Annotated in this window: 16 protein-coding genes and 3 tRNA genes; 14 read left to right on the forward strand and 5 right to left on the reverse strand. The window is 58.0% G+C overall.

Annotated features, from left to right (window positions below; translation table 11 throughout):
- Positions 1-50: 50 nt before the first annotated feature.
- Entirely contained in the window at positions 51-1,283 is a 1,233-nt protein-coding gene (gene sstT / locus HU811_RS14800) for a serine/threonine transporter SstT (protein WP_092400558.1), read from the reverse strand.
- 283 nt (positions 1,284-1,566) lie between these two features.
- Between sstT and HU811_RS14805 the strand changes: the two genes are divergently transcribed.
- Positions 1,567-2,724 carry an MFS transporter gene (locus HU811_RS14805; protein WP_186656666.1) on the forward strand — a complete coding sequence of 386 codons (1,158 nt, stop codon included), beginning with the start codon at positions 1,567-1,569 and terminating at the stop codon, positions 2,722-2,724.
- Here the strand turns inward: HU811_RS14805 and nhaR are convergent.
- The gene (gene nhaR, locus HU811_RS14810) at positions 2,721-3,617 is read right to left on the reverse strand and encodes a transcriptional activator NhaR (protein WP_047228504.1); all 897 of its coding nucleotides are present in this window, start codon (positions 3,615-3,617) and stop codon (positions 2,721-2,723) included. The genes HU811_RS14805 and nhaR overlap by 4 nt on opposite strands.
- Positions 3,618-3,753: 136 nt before the next feature.
- Between nhaR and HU811_RS14815 the strand changes: the two genes are divergently transcribed.
- Positions 3,754-4,005: a hypothetical protein gene (locus HU811_RS14815; RefSeq protein ID WP_186656684.1), complete on the forward strand. Its 252-nt coding sequence runs from the start codon at positions 3,754-3,756 to the stop codon at positions 4,003-4,005.
- Between the two features lie 28 nt (positions 4,006-4,033).
- Complete coding sequence (locus tag HU811_RS14820; protein WP_186656685.1) at positions 4,034-4,783, forward strand: TerC family protein; 750 nt, start codon at positions 4,034-4,036, stop codon at positions 4,781-4,783.
- A gap of 75 nt (positions 4,784-4,858) precedes the next feature.
- Here HU811_RS14820 and HU811_RS14825 read toward each other — a convergent pair whose 3' ends face one another.
- Positions 4,859-5,026 (reverse strand): hypothetical protein, encoded by a 168-nt coding sequence (locus HU811_RS14825; RefSeq protein ID WP_177193374.1) that lies wholly within the window; start codon positions 5,024-5,026, stop codon positions 4,859-4,861.
- Between the two features lie 222 nt (positions 5,027-5,248).
- Here HU811_RS14825 and HU811_RS14830 point away from each other — a divergent pair, with 222 nt between their 5' ends.
- Positions 5,249-5,926: a peptidase C39 family protein gene (locus tag HU811_RS14830; RefSeq protein WP_186656687.1), complete on the forward strand. Its 678-nt coding sequence runs from the start codon at positions 5,249-5,251 to the stop codon at positions 5,924-5,926.
- A gap of 100 nt (positions 5,927-6,026) precedes the next feature.
- Positions 6,027-6,230: a DUF6021 family protein gene (locus HU811_RS14835; RefSeq protein ID WP_076383965.1), complete on the forward strand. Its 204-nt coding sequence runs from the start codon at positions 6,027-6,029 to the stop codon at positions 6,228-6,230.
- Between the two features lie 44 nt (positions 6,231-6,274).
- Here the strand turns inward: HU811_RS14835 and pbpG are convergent, their stop codons facing one another.
- Together pbpG and folD are read right to left on the reverse strand one after the other, a co-directional pair.
- Positions 6,275-7,213 (reverse strand): D-alanyl-D-alanine endopeptidase, encoded by a 939-nt coding sequence (gene pbpG, locus HU811_RS14840; RefSeq protein ID WP_092400568.1) that lies wholly within the window; start codon positions 7,211-7,213, stop codon positions 6,275-6,277.
- A gap of 267 nt (positions 7,214-7,480) precedes the next feature.
- Positions 7,481-8,335 (reverse strand): bifunctional methylenetetrahydrofolate dehydrogenase/methenyltetrahydrofolate cyclohydrolase FolD, encoded by an 855-nt coding sequence (gene folD / locus HU811_RS14845; RefSeq protein ID WP_047228500.1) that lies wholly within the window; start codon positions 8,333-8,335, stop codon positions 7,481-7,483.
- A gap of 282 nt (positions 8,336-8,617) precedes the next feature.
- Between folD and HU811_RS14850 the strand changes: the two genes are divergently transcribed.
- From HU811_RS14850 to HU811_RS14890, 9 genes are all read left to right on the forward strand, one after another.
- Positions 8,618-8,694, forward strand: a tRNA-Arg gene (locus HU811_RS14850).
- 41 nt (positions 8,695-8,735) lie between these two features.
- Positions 8,736-8,811 (forward strand) — tRNA-His (locus tag HU811_RS14855).
- Between the two features lie 57 nt (positions 8,812-8,868).
- Positions 8,869-8,953: transfer RNA gene (locus tag HU811_RS14860), tRNA-Leu, on the forward strand.
- Positions 8,954-9,371: 418 nt separating this feature from the next.
- Positions 9,372-10,682 (forward strand): trigger factor, encoded by a 1,311-nt coding sequence (gene tig, locus HU811_RS14865; protein ID WP_092400570.1) that lies wholly within the window; start codon positions 9,372-9,374, stop codon positions 10,680-10,682.
- A gap of 93 nt (positions 10,683-10,775) precedes the next feature.
- Positions 10,776-11,417, forward strand: coding sequence for an ATP-dependent Clp endopeptidase proteolytic subunit ClpP (gene clpP / locus HU811_RS14870; RefSeq protein WP_003183177.1), 642 nt, complete (start codon positions 10,776-10,778; stop codon positions 11,415-11,417).
- Positions 11,418-11,524: 107 nt separating this feature from the next.
- Entirely contained in the window at positions 11,525-12,808 is a 1,284-nt protein-coding gene (gene clpX, locus HU811_RS14875; RefSeq protein ID WP_047228498.1) for an ATP-dependent Clp protease ATP-binding subunit ClpX, read from the forward strand.
- A 161-nt stretch (positions 12,809-12,969) separates the two neighbouring features.
- The gene (lon, locus tag HU811_RS14880) at positions 12,970-15,366 is read left to right on the forward strand and encodes an endopeptidase La (protein WP_092400572.1); all 2,397 of its coding nucleotides are present in this window, start codon (positions 12,970-12,972) and stop codon (positions 15,364-15,366) included.
- A gap of 149 nt (positions 15,367-15,515) precedes the next feature.
- A complete protein-coding gene (locus tag HU811_RS14885) occupies positions 15,516-15,791 on the forward strand; it encodes an HU family DNA-binding protein (RefSeq protein WP_047228496.1) in 276 nt (91 codons plus the stop codon).
- 225 nt (positions 15,792-16,016) lie between these two features.
- Positions 16,017-17,888 carry a SurA N-terminal domain-containing protein gene (locus tag HU811_RS14890; protein WP_092400574.1) on the forward strand — a complete coding sequence of 624 codons (1,872 nt, stop codon included), beginning with the start codon at positions 16,017-16,019 and terminating at the stop codon, positions 17,886-17,888.
- Positions 17,889-17,934 lie beyond the last annotated feature (46 nt).

Genomic DNA, 17,934 nt, shown 5'->3' on the forward strand with positions numbered 1-17,934 from the left:
CTGTGGGAGCGAGCCTGCTCGCGATGACGTCCGTACAGCCAACGCATTTGTTACGCCTTATGAGCGAGTTTCTCTTCCTCACCCAAACAAGCCGCCGCGGTGAACAGCACATCGGTAGAGGAGTTGAGCGCAGTCTCCGCCGAATCCTGCAGGACACCGATAATGAAGCCCACGGCGACCACCTGCATGGCGATGTCGCTGGGAATGCCGAACAGGCTGCATGCCAGGGGAATCAGCAACAGCGAACCCCCGGCCACTCCGGACGCGCCGCAGGCACAAATGGCCGCGACGACGCTCAGCAGCACGGCTGTCGGCACGTCCACCACGATACCCAGGGTATGCACCGCCGCCAGGGTCAGTACGGTGATGGTAATGGCGGCGCCGGCCATGTTGATGGTCGCGCCCAGCGGGATCGATACCGAATAGGTGTCTTCGTGCAGGCCCAGGCGTTTGCTCAGTTCCAGGTTGACCGGGATATTCGCCGCCGAACTGCGGGTGAAGAACGCGGTAATGCCGCTCTCGCGCAGGCAGGTGAAGACCAGTGGGTACGGGTTGCGACGCAGCTTCCAGAACACGATGAGCGGGTTCATCACCAGCGCCACGAACAGCATGCAGCCAATCAGCACGGTCAACAGGTGAAGGTAGCCCAGCAATGCGCTGAAACCTGAGGTTGCCAGGGTAGAAGCTACCAGGCCGAAGATCCCCAGCGGGGCGAAGCAGATGACCACGCGCACGATCACGGTCACGCCGTTGGACAGGTCCCCGAGCACGGTACGGGTGGTTTCGCCTGCATGGCGAATGGCAATGCCCATGCCGATGGCCCAGGCCAGAATGCCGATGAAGTTGGCATTCATCAGGGCGCTGACCGGATTGTCCACCACACTGAGCATCAAACTCTGCAGTACTTCGCCAATGCCGCCGGGGGCGGTGACGGCGACGTCATGGGAGACCAGGACTAGGCTGGACGGAAACAGGGTACTGGCAACCACCGCGACCACTGCGGCTGCAAAAGTGCCGAGCAGGTAAAGGAAGAGAATCGGTCGGATATGGGTTTCCTGCCCGTGCTTGTGGTTGGCGATCGACGCCATGACCAGCACGAACACCAGGATCGGTGCCACGGCCTTGAGCGCTGACACAAAGACCTTGCCGATGAAGGCGGTGGACTTGGCAAGGTCCGGCGCCAGCCACGCCAGGATGATGCCGGCGATCAGACCGATGACGATTTGCGTCACCAGGCCGGTGCGTTTGAGGCGGTGTAGAACGGAAGGGGACAAAGCAGTCATAACGGCATCTCTGATTTTTTTTGTGTGCAACGGTCGACCCCTCAGGGCAACAAGCGGGCAGGCCACATGAGCGGGACCGAAAAGAAAGTACGGCGTTTGCAGGCCGCGGACTTTATCACAGCCGGTTGAAAAATCTGACGGACCTGTGACGATCCGTCGCTTGGGCGTTCACGCGCGTTTGTCTGAGGGGCACATTCTGTTAGGCTTTGGGGCAATCCCCTGTCTACTCTGCCAGCGGCCCTTCTGGGCTGACGCTGGTGTCGTTGTTTTGCTGGAGTTCTGCATGTTGTCTGTTTTTCTGTTGTCGGCGGCTGGTTTTACAGTGCTGACCACCGAATTCATCATCGTCGGCCTGTTGCCATCCATTGCCCGCGACCTGCAAGTCACGATTGCCCAGGCCGGGCTGCTGGTGACGCTGTTTGCATTTACCGTGGCGGCATTCGGGCCGTTTCTGACCGCCTGGTTCGCTCGCTTTGAGCGGCGCAAGCTGTTTATCAGCGTGTTGGTGATGTTTGGTCTGGCCAACACACTGGCGGCTCTGGCGCCCAATATCGGCGTAATGGCCATCGCCCGCTTGATCCCAGCCCTGGGGCTGCCGGTGTTCTGGGCATTGGCCAGTGAAACGGCAGTGGACATTGTCGGGCCGCAGTTTGCCGGGCGGGCCATCGCCCGGATCGGGTTCGGCATTGTCTGTGCCACGGTGTTCGGTATTCCGGTAGGCACGCTGATTTCTGATGCGTTCGGCTGGCGCAGCGCCTTTGCGATCCTGGCGTGCATTGCGTTCGCCAAGGCGTTGCTGCTGTTTGTCTACCTGCCCAAAACCAATCTGCACCAGCGTCAAGTCAGTTTGCGTTCGCAACTCAAGATCTTGCGTAGCCCGTTGATGCAGGGCCATGTGCTGCTGTCGATCCTGGTGTTCAGCGGCATGTTCACCGCGTACACCTACCTGGCCGATATCCTCGAGCGCCTGGCCGGGTTCGACGGCACACTCGTGGGCTGGTGCCTGATGGGTTTCGGGGCCGTGGGGCTGGTGGGCAACTCCTTGGGCGGGCGCGCGGTGGATCGGCATCCATTGATCGCCTCGATGGTGTTTTGTCTGTTCCTGATTGGCGGCATGGTGGCGCTGGTGCCGAGCATTCATTCGACCGTCGGGCTGGCAGCAGCGATGGGCATCTGGGGAGTGACCCAGGCGGCCCTGTTCCTGGTCAGTCATGTACGACTGATGAAGGCCGCGCCTGAGGCTCCAGCCTTTGCCGCATCGCTGAACATCGCCGGGGCCAATCTGGGAATTGGCCTGGGGGCGATGGTCGGTGGGCGCGTCATCGATACCCTGGGCCTGGGCAGCGTTGGTTTCGCCGCGTCCGGCTTCATCCTCATATCGATCCTGCTGGCGTTGTTGTTGATGACCTTCAAGCCCCGTGCCGCCTGCGCGCAGTGCTAGGCGCTGAACAGCTCGCGTCGCGCACCTTCGGCGATGGCGACGATGCCCGGATGACTGACCTTGCGCTCCACGGAAATGGCATAGAACGACTCGCTGACCGCATCGGTCTGGCCGATCACCTGAACGCCGTACTGGCGCTGAACTTCTTCGGCGATCACGCTCGGGCCGATGAAAATTCCGCTGCCTGATTGCCCGAAGGCCTGCATCAGCGCACTGTCGTCAAATTCGCCGACGATGCGCGGCTGGATCTGTTGCTCGGCGAACCAGCGTTGCAAGCGGCTGCGTACCACGGTTTCGGCACCGGGAATCAGCAGTGGGGCATCCTGCAGACTGCGGGGAAAATCCTGCCCGTAGCGCTCGGCCAGCGCAGCGGTGGCAAAGAAGCTGATCCCGCATTCCCCCAACTTCTGGCTATAACCCTTGATATCCAGGTGGGTCGGCATCGGGCTGTCGGAGATCACCAGGTCCAGGCGCTGGATCGCCAGGTCCGCCAACAGCCGCTCGAGTTTGTCTTCGCGGCAGGTGATGCGCAGCGGCTCACTGAGCTCCATGGTCGGCGCCAGCAGCCGATAGACAATGGACTTGGGCACCACATCCGCGACCCCGACCCGGAACAGCGTCTGCTGCTCATTGGGTTGGGCCCGGAGCATCAGCTCCAGTTCGCCACCCAATTGGAACATGTGTTCGGCATAGGGCAGCGTCTGGCGGCCAGCCTCGGTCAGTTCCAGCTGCCGTCCGACGCGGCGAAACAACTTGATGTTAAAGGTTTGCTCGAGCAGCGAAATCTGTCCGCTGATGGTTTGTGGTGTCAGGTTCAGTTGCTCGCAGGCCCGCACGATGCTGCCGGTCTTGGCCACCACCCAGAAGTAATGCAACTGTCGGTAATTGAGCATAAGGCACACCGATTCGTAAAAATCGAAGTATAACCGCTGAAAATACGAATTTTCCTGAAGTATTCATCTCTCTAGAATGCCGGGCCATCGGTGAGCCACCTTTGGTGCTCTGTTTACTCCTGAGAGGCATTTATCCATGACGTACAAAACCCTGGGTGTGGCGGCCTTGTTGGCAGTGTCTTCAATCGCCCTCGTTGGCTGCGAACAGGCCGAAAAAAGTGCCCAGCAGTTGATGGGGCAAGCCGCTGAAACGGCCAAGCAGGCAATCGATGACACCCATAAGGCCGCGGAACAGGCTATCAGCGAGGCCACTGGCGGGTTGATCAGCCCCAAGAAGAAGCCGGCGGATGAAGCTGAAGAATCCGAAACCTCCACCCAAACCATCTAACCCCGTCATATCGAGTCAGGACTGACCCATGGATTATCTTTTACAACTCGCTGCCAGCCCCACTGCATGGATCGCGCTGGCGACTCTGGTCGTCATGGAAATCGTGCTGGGCATCGATAACCTGATCTTCATTTCGATTCTGACCAATAAATTGCCCGAACAGCACCGCGCCAAGGCACGGCGTATCGGCATTGGCATGGCGCTGATCCTGCGCCTGGGCTTGTTGAGTACCATTGCTTTCATCGTGCAGTTGACTGAGCCGGTTATTGAAATTCTTGGCCAGGCGTTCTCCTGGAAGGACATGATCTTGATCGCCGGCGGCCTGTTTCTGCTGTGGAAAGCCACCACCGAGATCCACCACAGCATGGACCCGGCGCCGAATGATCCCAAATCCGCTACCTCCGGCGTGACCCTCGGCTTTGCCGCTGCGATCGGTCAGATCCTGATGCTGGACCTGGTGTTTTCCATCGACAGCATCATTACCGCGGTGGGCATGACCGAGCATCTGCCGATCATGATCATCGCCGTCGTGATCTCGGTGTTGGTGATGTTGCTGGCGGCCGAACCGCTGGCCAAGTTCATCAATGACAACCCGACCGTGGTCATGTTGGCGCTGGGCTTCCTGATCATGATCGGCATGACGCTGATCGCCGAAGGCTTTGGTGCTCATGTGCCCAAGGGCTATATCTACGCCGCCATGGCGTTCTCGGCAGCGATCGAGGTGTTGAACATGATGTCGCGTCGCCGTCAGCAAAAGGCCTTGGCCGAAAAAGGCTGATTGCAGACAGTCAAAAGCCGCCCGGGTCGATGCTCGGGCGGCTTTTTTTTGGATTTTTGAAGGGCGGCGGGACGGTCAGTGTGCGGCGGCGTGGCGCCTGGCCGGTTTTGGTGCTTTTTCCGCCCGCGCTGGGGGCGGCGCAGGATGATGGCGGCGTGCAATGCGCAAAACGCCCCACAGCATGGCTGTGGCGACGCTTAACCAGCCGAATATCAGCATCAGGATTGTTGTGGTCAGGCTCATCTGTGCCTCCTTCTGCCCCAGTCAGGGCGACGCACTCGTTACAATGGACAGTCTAGTCGCTAAAGTGTTGCAGGGAATCGATCGGTATTGACGACAGACGGACCGCTTCGTTCTATCGCCGCGATGGGACTGCTGTTTAAGGCTATACCCACGTCTGTCTGCACCTTATGATCGACGGCCCTTGCCTGGCCCGATGTCGGGTGCCTTAACAAGAGAGTCCTAATGTTTCCGGTAATTTCCTCTTTTCGATCACTGGTGCTGGTGACGGCCTGCCTGGCGGCCCTGGCGGGTTGCGCAGGCAGTGTGTCGCCGCAGATTCAGCGCCTGCCCGAGCGGGTGGAGCTCAACAGCGTGCCGTTCTTTCGCGGCGAAATGTACCAGGGTGGCCCCCAGTCGCTGGCCAGCCTCTTGACGCTGCAAGGCACGGTAATCACACCGGGGCTGCTGGAGAAACCTCTGCATCTGCCCGATGGCGAGGCTCATTTGCAGCAGAACCTGCAGACCCTGGCGCGAGAGTATGGGCTGGTGGTGTATCCCCTCGACAGCGAACTGCCGGCACTGTTGGAGCAGGTCGCAGCGGGTTATCCCGTGCTGGTGCGCTACACGGACGGAGCGGCTTTCTGGTCGGGGCCCAGGTACGGCATTCTCGTCGGTTATGACCGCCAAAAGCAGACGGTCTTGCTGCGATCGGGGATGAACCGGCGGCTGCTGATGAGCTTCAGTGGGTTTGAGTCGGCTCTCAAAGATGCTGGCGGCTGGGCGGTGTTGGTCCAGCGGCCTACGCAGCTCCCGGCCAAGGTAGACTCTCAGCGCTGGCTGAAAGCTGCGGGCGAACTGGCCGGGGCAGGGCAGGAACAGGCTGCGGCCCGGGCGACTCAAGCTCTGAGCAACGCGCACTGATCTCACGCCCCGTTCGTCACTTGTCGGGCACCACCCACCCTGCCAGGGGCTCCTAACATCAGGGCTGGAATATCCGGCCCATGATTGCGAGGAGAGAAGCATGGCACAGTCGAAAACACCCACGGGGCCACATTCTTCCGAACATTCTTCTGGTGATGATTTGGGATTTGACCCCGACTCGCCGGATCTGGGTGATCCTCAAGTCGATCCGATAGGCCCCGCCAAGGCGCCTTTGGACGAAGAGGATGAGCAGGAGGAGCCCGGTTCCAGAGCGTATGACCCGCTGGGTGATCTAAAACCTTGAATAAACAAAGCCCCGGTGAATCGGGGCTTTGTTTGCCAGGTTAATTAATTCGACGCCTCGACTACACCGGTTTGACGGCTCTTGAGGTTCTTGGCCGCCTTGTATTGAAGGGCCGCGGCAGGGACGCTGGCGCTTTTGCCGGTTTCCACCCAGCTACGGATCCGGCTGGCGTCGGCGAAGTGGGTGTATTTGCCAAACGCATCCAGCACCACCAGGGCCATCGGTCGATTGCTCATTTTCGTCACCAGTACCAGGCAGTGGCCGGCCTGATTGGTGAAGCCGGTCTTGGTCAACTGGATGTCCCAGCCAGCCTTATGGACCAAGTGGTCTGTATTGCGAAAGCCCAGGCTATAAACCGGTTTGCGGAAGGTTACGGTCTTTTCCTTGGTGGTACTCAGTTCGCTCAACAGTGGATATTTGCGGGCCGCAATCAGCAGTTTGGTCAGGTCCCGGGCGGTGGAAACGTTGTGAATCGACAGACCTGTGGGCTCGACATAGTGGGTGCTGCTCATGCCCAGCGCCTTTGCCTTGGCGTTCATGGCCGCGATGAACGCTGCGTAACCGCCCGGGTAGTGGTGGGCGAGGCTGGCGGCGGCGCGGTTCTCCGACGACATCAGGGCGATCAGTAACACGTCCCGGCGTGACAGTTCGCTGTTGAGCTTGACCCGGGAAAATACTCCCTTCATCTCCGGGGTATTGGCGATGGTCATGGAGATGTATTCATTCAGATCCTGCTTCGCATCCAGCACGATCAGACCGGTCATCAATTTGGTCACCGAAGCGATGGGCACCACTACGTCGGGATTGCTCGCATAAACGACTTTATTTGTCTGCAAGTCCAGCAGAATCGCACTGCCCGAGGCGACTTGCAGTTTTGAGGTGTCTCGGGGGGTGGCGATGGTTTCCTGCGCGTCGACATTTTGCGTGATGAAGGTACCTGTGAAAGCGATGAACAGGCTGAGGATCGAAAGACGGATTTTCACGCGAGTAGACTCGATAGAGTTGAAGGTGCCGTGCAGCACGGCTTGTTAAAAAGCGCTGCATTTTATGAGTATGGGCGATGGCAGCGCTATACGCCTGTACCGCCGGGGCTTGCGATTAAATAAAGTTTAATGAAGGGCCCATAAACGCCTGTGGGAGCGAGCCTGCTCGCGATGGCGGTGTGTCAGCCAGCAATGATGAAGGCTGATACAAGGCTATCGCGAGCGGGCGCGCTCCCACAGGGTTTGGAGCTGGGCTGAAAAGGCGTATCAGCTATGCAGCGTTTCCGCCGCATACAGGGTGTTTTCCAGCAGGCAGGCGCGGGTCATCGGACCTACACCGCCAGGGACTGGAGTGATCCAGCCAGCACGGGGCAGGGCGGTTTCGTAGATCACGTCGCCGACCAGCTTGCCATCGTCCTGGCGGTTGATGCCCACGTCGATGACGATGGCGCCTTCCTTGATCCACTCGCCCTTTACCAGGCCAGGCTTGCCGGCGGCAACGACCACCAGGTCGGCGCGGCCGACGTGACCAGCCAGGTCCTTGGTAAAGCGATGAGTCACGGTGACGGTGCAGCCGGCCAGCAGCAACTCCATGGCCATCGGACGGCCAACGATGTTGGACGCCCCTACAACCACGGCATCGAGGCCGTAAAGGTCCACGCCAGTGCTTTCCAGCAGCGTCATGATGCCTTTGGGGGTGCAGGGGCGCAGCAGCGGGATACGCTGGGCCAGGCGGCCGACATTATAAGGATGGAAGCCGTCGACATCTTTGTCCGGGCGGATACGCTCCAGCAGTTTGGAGGCGTCGAGGTGTTCAGGCAGGGGCAGTTGGAGCAGAACGCCGTCGATGTTCGGGTCGTCGTTCAGGCGATCAATCAGATCAGCCAACGCTTGCTGAGTGGTTTCGGAAGGCAGGTCGTAGGCCTGGGAAAGGAAGCCGACCTCTTCACAGTCTTTACGCTTGTGCGAGACATAAACCTGAGAGGCAGGATCGCTGCCGACCAGGATCACCGCAAGACCGGGCGTGCGCAGGCCTTGCTGGCGGCGCTCGGTGACTCGTTGGGCGATCTGCTGGCGCAGGCTGGCGGCGATCGATTTGCCGTCGATAAGTTGTGCAGTCATTGCGCGTGGTTAACCATCGAGAGGGGAAAAAAAGAGAACGCATTCTCGCATGCCGAGGCGTGAGGGCAAAGGCGCTTGGTCTGCAAATTCCCCTAACCCCTTTAATTAAATGAATTTTTTTTAAAAAAGAGTTGACGACCTATCGGGCCGTCTATAACATTCGTCGCACTTGTCGGGCACAGCCTAGCACTGGTTAAGAAGGTGGCGCGGAGTTAGTTGTTTTTAACTCGGTAACACTGAAAGCACTTAGTTTGTAATCGTCCAAGAATACAGATTAAAAAGGCGCCCGTAGCTCAGCTGGATAGAGCATCCGCCTTCTAAGCGGATGGTCGCAGGTTCGAGTCCTGCCGGGTGCGCCAATTAGGCAGCTTTGGCACAAGTAAGGCAACAAGGCAATATGGTGGGCGTAGCTCAGTTGGTAGAGCACGGGATTGTGACTCCCGTTGTCGTGGGTTCGATCCCCATCGTCCACCCCATATTCTAGAAAGGCGCCAGATTAACAATCTGGCGCCTTTGCTTTAAAAGCTTGATACGCGGATGTGGTGGAATTGGTAGACACACTGGATTTAGGTTCCAGCGCCGCAAGGTGTGAGAGTTCGAGTCTCTCCGTCCGCACCATACAAGTCGCTATTTAAATAGCAGAGAACGGCGCAGTACCTGAAGAGGGCTGCGCCGTTTTTGTATTCGCGGTTTTTTTGTTGTGTTGCCGCCCTGGTTCGGGGCGGCGGGGTGCCCGGGTCGTCACGATTGTGTTTCCTGATGATGCGCGGCATGCCCGTTGGTCTCCTCGCGAGACCGGATGCCGGGCGTGCGGGTTTGCTGCTCCTATATATAGAAGCATTGACCCAGAGCCTTGCGATGATCGACTGTATTTGCAATCCGGGTGAGGCATGACCGTATGTCCGCTCCTAAATTCGGCGCCTGTTTCCAGCCCTTTTTCAGTAGGGTGACTTCTTGAGTTTGACCTACTAGAATGCATGCCCTTGATTCTGGGGTCGGAAACGCCCGGCCAACGTCTGTGCAACGAGGAATATCCATGCAAGTTTCTGTTGAAAATACTTCTGCTCTTGAGCGCCGCATGAGCATCACCGTGCCGGCTGAGCGCATCGAGACTCAGGTCAACAAGCGTCTGCAGCAGACTGCCCAAAAGGCCAAAATCCCAGGTTTCCGCCCAGGCAAAGTGCCAATGAGCGTGATCCGTCAGCGTTATGAAGCTGACGCACGTCAGGAAGCTGTGGGCGATGTGATCCAGTCTTCGTTCTACGAAGCGGTCGTCGAGCAGAAACTGAACCCGGCCGGCGCTCCGTCCGTCGAGCCTAAAGTGCTGGAAAAGGGCAAGGACCTGGAGTTCATCGCCACGTTCGAAGTGTTCCCTGAGTTCACGGTTGCCGGTTTCGAGTCCATCTCCGTCGAGCGTCTGAGTGCCGATGTTTCTGATGCCGACCTGGACAAGATGCTGGACATCCTGCGCAAGCAGAACACCCGTTTCGAAGTGGCCGATCGTGCTGCCCAGAACGAAGATCAACTGAACATCGATTTCGTCGGCAAGGTCGACGGTGAAGTGTTCGCCGGTGGTTCCGCCAAGGCTACTCAGCTGGTACTGGGCTCTGGCCGCATGATCCCTGGCTTCGAAGATGGCCTGGTTGGCGCCAAGGCCGGCGAAGAGCGCGTTCTGAACCTGACCTTCCCTGAGGACTATCAGAACCTGGACCTGGCTGGTAAAACCGCCGAGTTCACCGTGACCGTTAACAGCGTTTCCGAGCCGAAACTGCCAGAGCTGAACGAAGAGTTCTTCGCCCAGTTCGGCATCAAGGAAACCGGTCTGGAAGGTTTCCGCGCCGAAGTTCGCAAGAACATGGAGCGTGAGCTGCGTCAGGCCATCAAGTCCAAGGTCAAGAACCAGGTCATGGACGGTCTGCTGGCCTCCAACCCGATCGAAGTGCCAAAGGCTTTGCTGGACAACGAAGTGAACCGTCTGCGTGTGCAGGCTGTTCAGCAGTTCGGCGGCAACATCAAGCCGGACCAGCTGCCAGCTGAGCTGTTCGAAGAGCAAGCCAAGCGCCGCGTTGTGCTGGGCCTGATCGTTGCTGAAGTGGTCAAGCAGTTCGAGCTCAAGCCTGACGAAGCCCGCGTTCGCGAGCTGATCCAGGAAATGGCTTCGGCCTACCAAGAGCCTGAGCAAGTCGTGTCCTGGTACTACAAGAACGACCAGCAACTGAACGAAGTCCGTTCGGTTGTGCTGGAAGAACAAGTTGTGGATACTGTTCTGCAGAAAGCTAGCGTGACCGATAAAGCGGTCTCTTACGAAGAAGCGGTCAAGCCGGTGGAAGCTCCACAAGCCGATTGATTGTTCTGCGGTAAGAAATACACACCCATAAGCCAGCCTTCGCGCTGGCTTATGCGTATTCAAGACATAACTATTTGGGAGTGACTGCGAGACATGTCCCGCAATTCTTTTTATCAGCAGAGCTCTGACATCCAAGCCGCAGGCGGCCTGGTCCCGATGGTTATCGAGCAGTCCGCCCGTGGCGAACGTGCCTATGACATCTACTCGCGTCTGCTCAAGGAACGCGTCATCTTCCTGATCGGCCCCGTTGAAGACTACATGGCCAACCTGGTTGCGGCGCAACTGCTGTTCCTTGAAGCGGAAAACCCGGACAAGGATATCCATCTGTACATCAACTCACCTGGCGGCTCGGTGACAGCAGGCATGTCGATCTACGACACCATGCAGTTCATCAAGCCTGACGTTTCCACCATCTGCATCGGCCAGGCCTGCAGCATGGGCGCATTCCTGCTCGCCGGCGGCGCAGCGGGCAAGCGTCACTGCCTGCCTAATTCGCGCATGATGATTCACCAGCCGTTGGGTGGTTTCCAGGGGCAGGCGTCGGATATCGACATCCATGCCAAGGAAATCCTCCACATTCGTTCGCGCTTGAACTCGTTGCTGGCCCACCATACCGGCCAAAGCCTCGAAACCATTGAGCGTGACACCGAGCGTGACAACTTCATGAGCGCTGAGCGTGCGGCCGAATATGGCCTGATCGACTCCGTGATCAACAAGCGTCAAATGCCTGCCTAAGCCGCTCAAAATGCAGGTGGTTGGGATGACCGGCCGCCTGCGGGCTTGAAAAAGCCCGCAATTGCCTTCATCTTGTGTTGCAAGCCTATCGGATTTGGATCGATCGAATGACTGACACCCGCAACGGCGAGGACAACGGCAAACTGCTTTATTGCTCCTTCTGTGGCAAAAGCCAGCATGAAGTACGCAAATTGATTGCCGGCCCCTCGGTCTTCATTTGCGACGAGTGCGTCGACCTGTGCAATGACATCATCCGCGAGGAGGTGCAGGAAGCCCAGGCCGAAAGCAGCGCGCATAAGTTGCCTTCGCCTAAAGAAATCAGCGGCATCCTTGATCAATATGTCATTGGTCAGGAGCGCGCGAAAAAGGTACTGGCCGTAGCGGTGTACAACCACTACAAGCGCCTGAACCAACGTGACAAAAAGAATGACGAGGTCGAACTCGGCAAGAGCAACATCCTGCTGATCGGCCCGACAGGCTCGGGTAAAACCCTGCTTGCCGAAACCCTGGCCCGTTTGCTGAACGTTCCGTTCACCATCGCCGATGCAACCACCCTCACCGAGGCGGGTTATGTGGGTGAGGATGTCGAGAACATCATTCAGAAACTGTTGCAGAAGTGCGATTACGATGTGGAAAAGGCCCAGATGGGTATTGTCTACATCGACGAAATCGACAAGATTTCCCGCAAGTCCGACAACCCGTCCATCACCCGGGATGTTTCCGGCGAGGGCGTGCAGCAGGCCTTGCTCAAGTTGATCGAAGGTACGGTGGCTTCCGTTCCGCCTCAGGGTGGTCGCAAGCATCCGCAGCAGGAGTTCCTGCAGGTCGACACGCGTAACATTCTGTTCATCTGCGGTGGCGCGTTCTCCGGCCTGGAAAAGGTTATTCAAAACCGTTCCACCCGTGGCGGCATTGGTTTCAACGCCGAAGTGCGCAGTAAGGAAGAGGGTAAGAAGGTCGGTGAATCGCTGCGTGAAGTCGAACCTGATGACTTGGTCAAGTTCGGTCTGATCCCCGAGTTCGTGGGTCGCTTACCGGTCTTGGCCACGCTGGACGAGTTGGATGAAGCTGCACTGATGCAGATTCTGACCGAGCCGAAGAATGCCCTGACCAAGCAATATGCCAAGCTGTTCGAAATGGAAGGTGTAGACCTGGAGTTCCGTTCCGACGCGCTGAAATCGGTTGCCAAACGAGCCCTGGAGCGTAAAACCGGTGCCCGTGGGTTGCGCTCGATTCTGGAAGGCGTATTGCTCGACACGATGTATGAGATCCCCTCGCAGTCTGAGGTGAGTAAAGTCGTGATCGACGAAAGCGTTATAGAAGGTAAGTCCAAGCCTTTGTATATCTACGAAAACAAAGAGCCGGCTGCCAAGGCCGCGCCGGACGCTTAAGCGTCCCGGTGCCGGAATAAAGAAGGGGCCTTCGGGCCCCTTTGCTTTTTGCGCGTTTTAGACGTGTCTTTGCGCTTGTTTTTTTTCAAGGCTGCCCCCATCTTGGTTTCAAGCTTACTTCCATCTGTTTCCGGCCTTGTGGCCGCCGTAGAGGCGAAATCATGAAGACAACCATCGAATTGCCTCTCCTGCCATTGCGTGATGTCGTGGTGTATCCGCACATGGTTATCCCGCTGTTCGTGGGGCGCGAGAAGTCTATCGAAGCCCTCGAGGCTGCGATGACGGGTGACAAGCAGATTCTTCTGTTGGCGCAGAGAAACCCTGCTGACGATGATCCCGGCGAAGACGCACTGTATCGCGTAGGCACAATTGCAACCGTTCTGCAGCTGCTCAAACTGCCTGATGGCACCGTCAAGGTCCTGGTCGAAGGCGAGCAGCGGGGCACGGTCGAGCGTTTCAGCGAAGTGGACGGCCATTGCCGGGCCGAAGTGTCGCTGATCGACGAAGTGGACGCGCCCGAGCGTGAGTCTGAGGTGTTTGTCCGCAGTCTTTTGTCGCAGTTCGAACAATACGTGCAGTTGGGCAAGAAGGTGCCTGCAGAGGTCCTGTCGTCGCTTAACAGCATCGACGAACCTGGGCGGCTGGTCGATACGATGGCGGCCCACATGGCCCTCAAGATCGAGCAGAAGCAGGAAATTCTCGAAATCATCGATTTGTCTGCCCGTGTTGAACACGTGCTGGCATTGCTGGATGGCGAAATCGACCTGCTGCAGGTCGAGAAGCGCATTCGTGGTCGCGTCAAGAAGCAGATGGAGCGTAGCCAGCGTGAGTACTACCTGAATGAGCAGATGAAGGCCATTCAGAAGGAACTTGGCGATGGTGACGAAGGGCACAACGAAATCGAAGAGCTGAAAAAGCGCATCGATGCCGCCGGCCTGCCCAAGGATGCACTTGCCAAGGCCCAGGCCGAGCTGAACAAGCTCAAGCAAATGTCGCCTATGTCTGCCGAAGCCACTGTGGTGCGCTCCTATATCGACTGGCTGGTTCAGGTGCCTTGGAAGGCGCAAAGCAAGGTCCGTCTGGACCTGGCCCGCGCCGAGGATATTCTCGACGCCGACCATTACGGTCTGGAAGAGGTCAAGGAACGTATCCTCGAATACCTCGCCGTGCAAAAGCGCGTGAAGAAAATTCGCGGACCGGTACTCTGCCTGGTGGGACCTCCTGGGGTCGGTAAAACATCGTTGGCAGAGTCGATTGCCCACGCGACCAATCGTAAATTCGTGCGCATGGCCCTCGGTGGCGTGCGCGATGAAGCGGAAATTCGCGGTCATCGCCGCACTTATATCGGGTCGATGCCAGGAAGATTGATTCAAAAGATGACCAAGGTCGGCGTGCGCAATCCGCTGTTCCTTTTGGATGAAATCGACAAGATGGGCAGCGATATGCGCGGCGATCCCGCTTCTGCGCTGCTCGAAGTGCTCGATCCGGAGCAGAATCACAATTTCAACGATCACTACCTGGAGGTCGACTACGACCTGTCGGACGTGATGTTCCTCTGCACCTCCAACTCCATGAACATTCCGCCAGCGCTGCTGGACCGGATGGAGGTGATTCGCCTGCCGGGCTACACCGAAGACGAGAAGATCAACATCGCCGTCAAATACCTTTCGCCCAAGCAGATCCAGGCCAACGGCCTGAAAAAAGGCGAGCTGGAATTTGACGAGGAAGCGATTCGCGACATTATCCGCTACTACACCCGCGAGGCGGGTGTGCGTGGTCTGGAGCGGCAAATTGCCAAGGTCTGCCGCAAGGCGGTCAAAGAGCATGCGCTGGAAAAACGCTTCGCGGTCAAGGTCACTGCGGACCTGCTGGAGCACTTCCTGGGGGTGCGCAAATTCCGCTACGGCCTCGCTGAACAGCAGGATCAGATTGGTCAGGTGACTGGCCTTGCATGGACTCAGGTCGGTGGCGAGTTGCTGACTATTGAAGCGGCGGTGGTGCCAGGCAAGGGTCAACTGATCAAGACCGGTTCGCTGGGCGATGTGATGGTCGAATCGATCACCGCGGCGCTGACGGTTGTGCGCAGCCGCGCCCGGAGCCTGGGCATTCCCCTGGACTTCCATGAGAAGCGCGACACCCATATCCACATGCCTGAAGGAGCTACGCCCAAGGACGGCCCGAGCGCCGGCGTAGGCATGTGCACGGCCCTGGTGTCAGCGCTGACTGGCATTCCGGTGCGCGCCGACGTCGCCATGACCGGTGAAATCACTCTGCGTGGCCAGGTATTGGCCATTGGCGGCCTGAAGGAAAAACTGCTGGCGGCTCACCGTGGCGGGATCAAGATCGTGATCATTCCTGAAGAGAATGTCCGCGATCTGAAGGAGATTCCTGACAACATTAAGCAGGATCTTCAGATCAAACCGGTTAAATGGATTGACGAGGTCCTGCAAATTGCGCTGCAATACGCGCCGGAGCCCTTGCCGGATGTGGCTCCGGAGATAGTCGCGAAGGACGACAAGCGAGAGTCTGACTCTAAGGAAAGAATTAGCACGCATTAATACGCATTTGCCTGGGGGGCTTCCTTGACAGTTTTTTAGAGCCCTTGTTATAAAGCGGCTCTTAAGTGTCTGTAGGCCATTCAGCACTCGTTTTTGCTTTCACCAAAAAAAACTTAGAATCATCTCAAATAGATATAAGGGGACTTAGAGTGAACAAGTCGGAACTGATTGATGCTATCGCTGCATCCGCTGATATCCCGAAAGCTGCTGCTGGCCGTGCGCTGGACGCTGTAATCGAATCCGTCACTGGCGCTCTCAAGGCCGGCGACTCCGTAGTTCTGGTTGGTTTCGGCACCTTCTCCGTGACTGATCGCCCAGCGCGTACCGGCCGCAACCCGCAGACCGGCCAAACGCTGGAAATCCCTGCTGCCAAAAAGCCTGGCTTCAAAGCTGGCAAGGCATTGAAAGAAGCTGTTAACGACTAAGGTTTCATCGAGTTTATCCGGGTCGGGGTCATGCCTGGCTTGGCAGCGGAGCGGTCATACAGCCGGTTTGTAGCCGGTGTGTCACGCCAGGACTCGCGGGTTTGAGTCCGGTCCGCTCCGCCAGTTACGAGAAGGCGCATCCTCGGATGCGCCTTTCTTCTATCCGGATTCTACCCACGCTCCACGGTTGCCTAAATTTGAAGTTCAACCGTTTCTGGGGGACGCATGCTGCAGAATATCAGGGACAATTCACAAGGCTGGATTGCCAAAACCATCATCGGGGTCATCGTCGTATTGATGGCGTTGACCGGTTTCGATGCCATTTTTCAAGCCACCACCAACAGTAATGACGCAGCCAAGGTCAACGGCGAAGAGATCAGTCAGAACGAGCTGAGCCAGGCGGTCGACATGCAACGCCGCCAGCTCATGCAACAGCTGGGCAAGGATTTCGACGCTTCGTTGCTGGACGAAAAAATGCTGCGCGACTCAGCGCTCAAAGGCCTGATCGATCGCAAGCTGTTGCTGCAAGGCGCACAAGATTCGAAATTCGCCTTCTCCGAAGCCGCGCTGGATCAAGTGATCCTGCAAACGCCTGAGTTTCAGGTCGATGGCAAATTCAGCGCCGAGCGTTTCGATCAGGTGATCCGCCAGCTGGGTTACAGCCGCATGCAATTTCGTCAGATGCTGGCTCAGGAGATGCTGATCGGCCAGTTGCGCGCAGGTCTGGCGGGAAGTGGTTTCGTCACCGACGCCCAGGTGTTGGCCTTCGCCCGTCTGGAAAAACAGACCCGGGATTTCGCCACCCTGAATATCCAGGCCGACTCGTCGACGGTGAAACTGACCGATGATGAGGTCAAGGCTTACTACGATAAGCATGCCAAGGAATTCATGACGCCAGATCAGGTGGTCATCGACTACCTTGAGCTGAAGAAGGCTTCTTTCTTCGATCAGGTCAGCGTCAAGGATGAAGACCTGCAAGCGGCCTATCAGAAAGAAATCGCGAATCTGTCCGAACAGCGTCGTGCTGCGCACATCCTGATTGAAGTGAACGACAAGGTCACCGAAGCCCAGGCCAAGGCGAAGATCGAAGAGATTCAGGCTCGTTTGGCCAAGGGCGAATCGTTTGAGGCGTTGGCCAAGGAGTTCTCCCAGGACCCGGGTTCTGCTAGCAACGGCGGCGATCTCGGTTATGCCGGTCCGGGGGTCTACGATCCGGAGTTCGAAAAAGCCCTGTATGCGTTGAGCAAGGATCAGGTATCGGCTCCGGTGCGTACCGATTTCGGTTTTCACCTGATCAAATTGTTGGGCGTCGAAGCGCCTGAAGTGCCGACGTTTGCCAGCCTCAAGGACAAGCTTGTCCGCGATCTGAAAACCCAGCAGGTTGAGCAGCGTTTCGTGGAGGCGACCAAGCAACTGGAGGATGCCGCTTTCGAAGCCTCCGACTTGGCACAGCCGGCTCAGGACCTGAAACTGACCGTCCACACTTCGGCGCCGTTCGGCCGTGAGGGTGGGGAAGGGATTGCGGCCAATCGCGCCGTGGTGACCGCCGCGTTCAGCCCGGAGGTACTGGATGAGGGTGCAAACAGCACCGCCATTGAGCTGGACCCGGAAACCGTGGTGGTGTTGCGTGCCAAGGAGCACCGCAAACCTGAGCAGATGCCACTGGAAAGCGTGGACGGGGCCATTCGCGCTCAACTGGCGAAGGAACATGCCAGTGCGGCGGCCAAGACCCGGGCCGATGAGTTGATCGCCGGTTTGCGCGATGGCAAGACGGCCTTGGACAAACCTGTCGACGGTCAGAACTGGAAAGTCATCGAAGCGGCGACCCGAAGCCAGGAAGGTATCGACCCGGCGGTGCTGCAGGCATTGTTCCGGATGCCTAAGCCCGAATCGAAAGACAAGCCGACGTTCAGCAGTGTGACGTTGCCCGACGGCAGTCTGGTCGTCGTGCGTTTGAACGGCGTGAACGAAGCAGCGGCGCCGAGCGATGAGGAGAAGGCGCAATACCGCCGTTATCTCGCTTCTCGCGTCGGTCAGCAGGACTTCGCTGCCTACCGCAAGCAGTTGGAGAGTGAGGCGGACATCGAGCGCTTCTAAGTGCTCTGATGGTCTGTCCCACCACGACCCGGCCGAAAGGCCGGGT

The organism is Pseudomonas tehranensis (genome assembly GCF_014268615.1).
In the GTDB taxonomy this organism is placed as follows: domain Bacteria; phylum Pseudomonadota; class Gammaproteobacteria; order Pseudomonadales; family Pseudomonadaceae; genus Aquipseudomonas; species Aquipseudomonas tehranensis.